The following is a 1,006-nucleotide window of genomic DNA, read 5'->3' on the forward strand; positions in this document are numbered from 1 at the left end:
CAATTACAGGCCTCAAACGGCGAGTCTCCATTAGTTTTGAGCATTCAAATAAGAGAACTTGGTCCGGGCGGCACCCTTAACCACTGGGCGTAGCGTGTCAACCACGGGCCTCAAACGGCGAGTCTCCATTAGTTTTGTGCATTCATGAATTCCGTTGAACACCACTGAGCTTGGACTGCCCTCTAAGTCTGATCCACTTGTTAGGGGGTCCTTAAACATAAGGACTATCTGCAGATAAGTCGTGTATTTATACACATTTTTGTTCTGTTCCGGTTCCGCGGCCGGTTTTCCCGCCCACCTTGTGTGGCTCGGGCTTTTGTTTCGTTTCGCCTGTCTTTCTTTGTCTTTGCTTGCTCTTGTCATCAAGTATGACGGAGAAAGGATGAGCTCAATGTGGATTAATGAATCATGTTGTTTTCTTGAAATCATGCTAGTTTTGCTTTATATTTTAAATATGTTTTGTTTAGACTCATGTCATGTTTTAAGCATTGATTATTTTAGATTTCAATTGATTTATATCATGTCTAAATTGATCACCTGCCAGACCGTCGTGTCTGACCCATTTTTGTGGTACTCAGGTCCAGCTCCCGTTATTGCCTTTGAGGAGGAGCCAGAGGGGGCGGTTGATGAACCGCAACGATTAGTGGAGTGGCAAGCTGACGATGTCATGTAGACATTCGGTTTAGCTTTGAGCTGCGAACATTTTGGGAGATTATGGACTGATTTATAATTCTTACTTTTGGGTTGTACTGGCCTTTGTTGGCCATTATTTTTGGGGAATGTTAATTTAACTTGATCTTTTGTTTAAACTTTAACTTCATATTTTGGGAATGCTAATGAGATCATTGCTCACTCTGACATCATGTCTTATTATGTATCATCAGTCTTATTTGATGAGAATGGACTAAGAATTTGATTCGCTACATGCTTCCGCACCAATACAAATGTTCTGTGAGTGTATGAGGAATCCTCACCGCGGAAACCTGTGGGAAATTAAGGGAATGTA

1 protein-coding gene is annotated in these 1,006 nt (G+C 41.8%); it reads left to right on the forward strand.

Annotated elements, in window-relative coordinates; all coding sequences use genetic code 11:
- Positions 1 to 391: 391 nt before the first annotated feature.
- Positions 392 to 673 (forward strand): hypothetical protein, encoded by a 282-nt coding sequence (locus EYQ95_RS26200; RefSeq protein ID WP_132332171.1) that lies wholly within the window; start codon positions 392 to 394, stop codon positions 671 to 673.
- Positions 674 to 1,006 lie beyond the last annotated feature (333 nt).

The organism is Lysobacter sp. N42, from assembly GCF_004344885.1.